At 45.2% G+C, this 4,256-nt stretch carries 8 protein-coding genes; 1 reads left to right on the top strand and 7 read right to left on the bottom strand.

Annotated features, from left to right (window positions below):
- Positions 1-83 precede the first annotated feature (83 nt).
- The 4 genes from LKK83_RS12885 to LKK83_RS12870 form a co-directional block, all read right to left on the bottom strand.
- Entirely contained in the window at positions 84-698 is a 615-nt protein-coding gene (locus LKK83_RS12885; protein WP_324631555.1) for a DUF2887 domain-containing protein, read from the bottom strand.
- Positions 586-942 (bottom strand): DUF2887 domain-containing protein, encoded by a 357-nt coding sequence (locus tag LKK83_RS12880; RefSeq protein WP_324631554.1) that lies wholly within the window; start codon positions 940-942, stop codon positions 586-588. Before LKK83_RS12880 ends, LKK83_RS12885 begins: the two co-directional genes overlap by 113 nt.
- A gap of 359 nt (positions 943-1,301) precedes the next feature.
- Positions 1,302-1,796, bottom strand: coding sequence for a DUF3368 domain-containing protein (locus tag LKK83_RS12875; protein WP_324631553.1), 495 nt, complete (start codon positions 1,794-1,796; stop codon positions 1,302-1,304).
- Entirely contained in the window at positions 1,793-2,143 is a 351-nt protein-coding gene (locus LKK83_RS12870) for a UPF0175 family protein (protein WP_324631551.1), read from the bottom strand. Before LKK83_RS12870 ends, LKK83_RS12875 begins: the two co-directional genes overlap by 4 nt.
- A 276-nt stretch (positions 2,144-2,419) precedes the next feature.
- Here LKK83_RS12870 and LKK83_RS12865 point away from each other — a divergent pair, with 276 nt between their 5' ends.
- Positions 2,420-2,557, top strand: coding sequence for a hypothetical protein (locus LKK83_RS12865; protein WP_324631549.1), 138 nt, complete (start codon positions 2,420-2,422; stop codon positions 2,555-2,557).
- A gap of 34 nt (positions 2,558-2,591) precedes the next feature.
- Here the strand turns inward: LKK83_RS12865 and LKK83_RS12860 are convergent, their stop codons facing one another.
- The 3 genes from LKK83_RS12860 to LKK83_RS12850 all read right to left on the bottom strand — a co-directional run bounded on the left by LKK83_RS12860 (position 2,592) and on the right by LKK83_RS12850 (position 3,814).
- Positions 2,592-2,846 (bottom strand): Txe/YoeB family addiction module toxin, encoded by a 255-nt coding sequence (locus LKK83_RS12860; protein WP_324631548.1) that lies wholly within the window; start codon positions 2,844-2,846, stop codon positions 2,592-2,594.
- Entirely contained in the window at positions 2,843-3,097 is a 255-nt protein-coding gene (locus LKK83_RS12855; protein ID WP_324631547.1) for a type II toxin-antitoxin system Phd/YefM family antitoxin, read from the bottom strand. Before LKK83_RS12855 ends, LKK83_RS12860 begins: the two co-directional genes overlap by 4 nt.
- Positions 3,098-3,376: 279 nt before the next feature.
- The gene (locus LKK83_RS12850; RefSeq protein ID WP_324631546.1) at positions 3,377-3,814 is read right to left on the bottom strand and encodes a DUF29 domain-containing protein; all 438 of its coding nucleotides are present in this window, start codon (positions 3,812-3,814) and stop codon (positions 3,377-3,379) included.
- Positions 3,815-4,256: the final 442 nt, after the last annotated feature.

Raw genomic sequence — 4,256 nt, 5'->3', positions numbered from 1 at the left:
ACTCTACCACACGCCGTGAGGTATTTCCGGAATAATCTAGAATTTTCCAGTAAATCAGGCTTTAGTCATTAACAGCAGTGCTGTTACAGGGAATTCTCTTGCAGCCAAACCTCAAACTCTCCAATAGACTGAAAATCCAACAAAGCCTCACCCAGGGACTCCAATTGAGGAATCGAGAGACTCCGCACTTGCGAAATTTGTTCGGGACTCAGCGCCCCAAAACGGCGAGATATCTGACGCACAATCAGATTTGCTTCTCCCAGTTGCTCCCCTTCTTGGCGACCTTCTTGGCGACCAATTTGAATCACTTCTTGATAAAAACGAGTTTGGGTGACATCTGCTTCCCTCAGATCCAACATATTGCGTATCTCCTCAATACTCAAATCAGAAAACTTATTGACCAGTATAGCCTCCACCAAATCCAGGTATTTCTGAAATTCGCCCTGGGTTTGGGCACGGTTTAAAATCGATTTCGCCACCACAGCCGCCTGGGTCTCCGGTATCACCACCAACTTCAGCAGGGACAAGTTCGGACTCAGATTTTCTACTGACAGTAAATCCTCTAGATACAACCGCGTTACGGAACTAGATAGCAAGCTTTGATAGGGAATGTCTGACCCTAAATCCAGAGAACGACTGCGTAGGATTAATAAATCCCTGCCACGGTCGGATAATTTTATATTGAAACAGATAAACAAATATTCCGGCGAAGTAGCGACCATAAAATTCGGGGTCATTCTGCATTTGGGCTTCGAGAAATACCAATGGTAAGCTGACATCTTGGGAAACCGGAGTCAACAAACCATCAAGCCGGATTTCTTTTTCCTTGACTACTGGGGCACTATAGTCAAATTCACAGTCCGGGGGAATTCCCGATACCAGTTCGGAAATTAAACTGGGTTGATTTAAGAAAATTCTGTAAAATAACTTATCTGTTTTCATTTGAATAGTTTTGATTTAGTAACCATTAGTCACGGGTAAAGATGACCGATGGAAAGCAGTTCTACATTACTTTTGGAAATCCAGCTATAGAAGTCGCGATCGCATTCCGCCTGTAGAGTCATCGTCTGAAGGTTGCCTTCCTTTTGTTAGCGCTCTTAGCAGGTGGATGGGGCGATCGCTTGTCAACTGCCAGTGAGCGATCGCATCAACTGATTCCCCTACCCCAAAAACAGTTCCTCCAGAAACTGCGATCGTAAATCCGAATCGCAATCGGATAAACCAGATTCGGGGGCGATCGCGTCAATCGTCAATCGAAAAAAACGTCCCACCTTTTACAAGTTTCGGCTAGATGACACACATCACTCCTCCTCTCCAGCCAATCGTTTTGCAACTTCTATCACTTGGTCTGATAACCAATACCCCCGTTCTCTCATTCTTGATAACAGCACTCCTACATTCTCAATTGCTCCTGTTTGTTTCAGGCGAAGTAACACTCCAATCGAACCTGTAGTTGAAAAACCCAGTTGTTGTGCCACCCGTCTACCCGAGCGATCGTCGAGTAACAAGATCGTTTCTTCGGCAAGAGTTGAAGCCAGAGCGATCGCCTGTTTTTCTCCTTCATCTAAACCAGCCAGGGCAATTTCAACTTCTGGGTTAATTTCCTTCACCTCTGTAACGCGAATAAAATCAGCAAGCGCTTGGTCAATTATTTGTGATTCTCTGCTGAATTTAGCAAATAATTCTCGGTAAACTGCAAGGGGAATCAAGGTTTCTGGAGCAATTTCCTTCAACAAAGCCAACTTGCCAATTTTTGCCAAAGCAATAATCGGGCCTGTATTAGATACAATCTTCATGCTAGGTTGGCATTCCTAAGCACATCTAAATCCCGTTCGAGTTCCTCTTCGAGTTCTTCCGGTGGATAATTAAAAATACTCACTCGATATCGGCTGCAAGTCTCAAAAAAATCGAGTCTTGACATTCCCGCTAACTCAGCCGCTTTTCCCGCCGATACCTTTCCTAACTCAAACATTTTCAATGCAGCCATTAGCCGAATGTGCTGTTCCATCTCATCTCGAGTCATTTGAACCGAATTTTCAAATCCGGCGGGGTATTTGATTTCAAGATTATTGGTATTCATTTCTTTATTTTTACCCAAAGTTGGTATGGATTGCGCCCGAGCGATCGCTTGCCGAGCTTTCATCCTCTCTGTTAGACCCGTTTCTAGTATTCTGTCAACCACTTTTTGGTGGGTGGCATAGCGGTACGATACGCCATAAATGGCCGTTTCTAAAATAGGATTTACCCACCAAATTAGGTGGCTGTGCTTAAGTCCTGAATCTGCTTGATGTTTGCTTTAGCCAGAGATTGTTTGGGAAGGAGTACCACCTTTTTGCCAATCCAGGCAATTCCTACAGGCGATCGCATGATGCAGAGTAGACCAACCAGTCCCCTGAAAGTTGCGTTTCTTGACTCCAAGATGATAGCAAGTGGATCGAGCGATCGCTTGTCCAGCGCCAGTGAGCGATCGCATCAACTGATTCCCCTACCCCAAAAACAGTTCCTCCAGAAACTGCGATCGCACTCCCATCAACCCCATTCACAGGCGATCGCGTGAATAGCCAATAAAAAAAACGCCTCACCCTTTATTTCTAATAGTGAAATCTACAGGCAATAACAATCACTTCTTCCTCAGAAATGCCATAGACCAAACGATGCTCTGAATCAATCCTTCTTGACCAATACCCAGACAAATTACCTTTGAGTGGCTCTGGCTTGCCAATCCCTTCAAATGGGGTTCTAATTATATCTTGGATGAGTAGATTTACTCTTTTTAAAAGTTTCTTATCCTTCTCTTGTAACCAGAGATAGTCTGCCCAAGATGCTTCTGTAAAAGCTATTTTCATTCATCAACCAATTCTTTAACAGATTTTCTACCTTGCTTGGCTTGTTCGAGCGATTTTAATAGGTGTTCCGCATTAGCTGGATTGGATAATAAATAAAGTGTTTCTTGCCAAGAGTTAAATTCATCTAATGACATGAGAACCGCTTGCCTACCTTGTTCGTTAGATAAGATAGCTGGTTCGACATCAAGGATCACTCGATCGATGATTTCATCTAATTGTTGCTTGGCTTGCTTACTGTTAATTGCTTTCATTTTTAATCTGTCGAACTCCTATGGCAATCCTAAATAACTGAGAGTAATTTTTAATTTTCTAGGTTACATTAGGGGTTGGTGGATTCCCGCTTGTCCGGGAATCACAGAGCAACTGTGTGGATTGAGGAATGAGATTGCTAGAGGAGCGAGTGGAATGCAATGCCCCTCTTCTCAACGTTCATTTATCAGTGTAAACGACTCCAGCAGTGGTGGTTAAGCATTGAGAGGTCTCGAAGCGATCGCCTCTGTTTACCACAAAATCCCCATAAAAGCAACCCCTCACTCTGGGAAAAAACCTGGATCCAAAATGTCTGCCATCTCAAACGGACAGGATTCAGGAAATCTCGTCTTCGGAAGCTCAGTTTCTCGACAAGCGTCCCGCACTGCTTTTGGATAAATCGTCCCCAGGGCATCACCCAACTCTACTCGTAAGCTGGGACTATCCAGCAACAGGGCTTCGATTTCATCCCGCTGATGGTCAATCGTCGCGACCCAACTCTTGCTTTGCTTTTGCGGTTGGTATTTCCATTTGAGCAGGTGCATGACCAAAACCTGCAATCCACTTCTTAATTGCCGCAGGTCCCGTTTACCCATACTCTCTAATTCATCTGCAATATGCTCCCAGTCCGCTTCCGCAGCATCACCCCTGCGAAGCAGTTCGACATTTTTAGCAATCCAGGCATAGAAGTCGCGATCGTATTGCGCCTGTAGAGTCATAGTCGGAAGGTTGCCTTTCTTTTGTCAGCGATCTTAGCAGGTGGATGGGGCGATCGCTTGTCCAGCGCCACTGAGCGATCGCATGAACTGATTCCCATCCCACAAAAATAGTTCCTCCAGAAACTGCGTTCCCCAATCCGAATCGCAATCAGATAAATCAGATTCGGGGGCGATCGGTTGAAAAGGAGGATCTGTCCCTAACCACCATAACCAACAGATATCCGTTTCAGAGCAGCTACCCGCCCAGTTTTGCAGATTAGTTGAACTTAATGTCTATTGAGGTAAAAACCCATCGCAAATAACCAAGAACGAATGCATAGGCGATCGCTCTTTTGGTGACGATGAGCGATCGCTGACCATCCGCATGTGACGTACTCCCGACGCCGACCGCTTAGGCGGTACGGCGCGGGCTTCTCCGCCCAGACCTTTGAGATCTGGGTTT

This window comes from Phormidium sp. CCY1219, assembly GCF_035615515.1.
Classification (GTDB): domain Bacteria; phylum Cyanobacteriota; class Cyanobacteriia; order Cyanobacteriales; family Laspinemataceae; genus CCY1219.
Note: the sequence above shows the minus strand (reverse complement) of the source record. Positions and strands in the feature narration are given on the sequence as shown.

Excerpts from the sequence above, each read along its gene's own strand:
- LKK83_RS12870 (WP_324631551.1), bottom strand. The coding sequence starts at position 2,143 with ATGAAAGCTCGGCAAGCGATCGCTCGGGCGCAATCCATACCAACTTTG.
- LKK83_RS12855 (WP_324631547.1), bottom strand. The coding sequence starts at position 3,097 with ATGAAAGCAATTAACAGTAAGCAAGCCAAGCAACAATTAGATGAAATC.
- LKK83_RS12850 (WP_324631546.1), bottom strand. The coding sequence starts at position 3,814 with ATGACTCTACAGGCGCAATACGATCGCGACTTCTATGCCTGGATTGCT.
- LKK83_RS12865 (WP_324631549.1), top strand. The coding sequence starts at position 2,420 with ATGATAGCAAGTGGATCGAGCGATCGCTTGTCCAGCGCCAGTGAGCGA.
- LKK83_RS12860 (WP_324631548.1), bottom strand. The coding sequence starts at position 2,846 with ATGAAAATAGCTTTTACAGAAGCATCTTGGGCAGACTATCTCTGGTTA.
- LKK83_RS12875 (WP_324631553.1), bottom strand. The coding sequence starts at position 1,796 with ATGAAGATTGTATCTAATACAGGCCCGATTATTGCTTTGGCAAAAATT.
- LKK83_RS12880 (WP_324631554.1), bottom strand. The coding sequence starts at position 942 with ATGAAAACAGATAAGTTATTTTACAGAATTTTCTTAAATCAACCCAGT.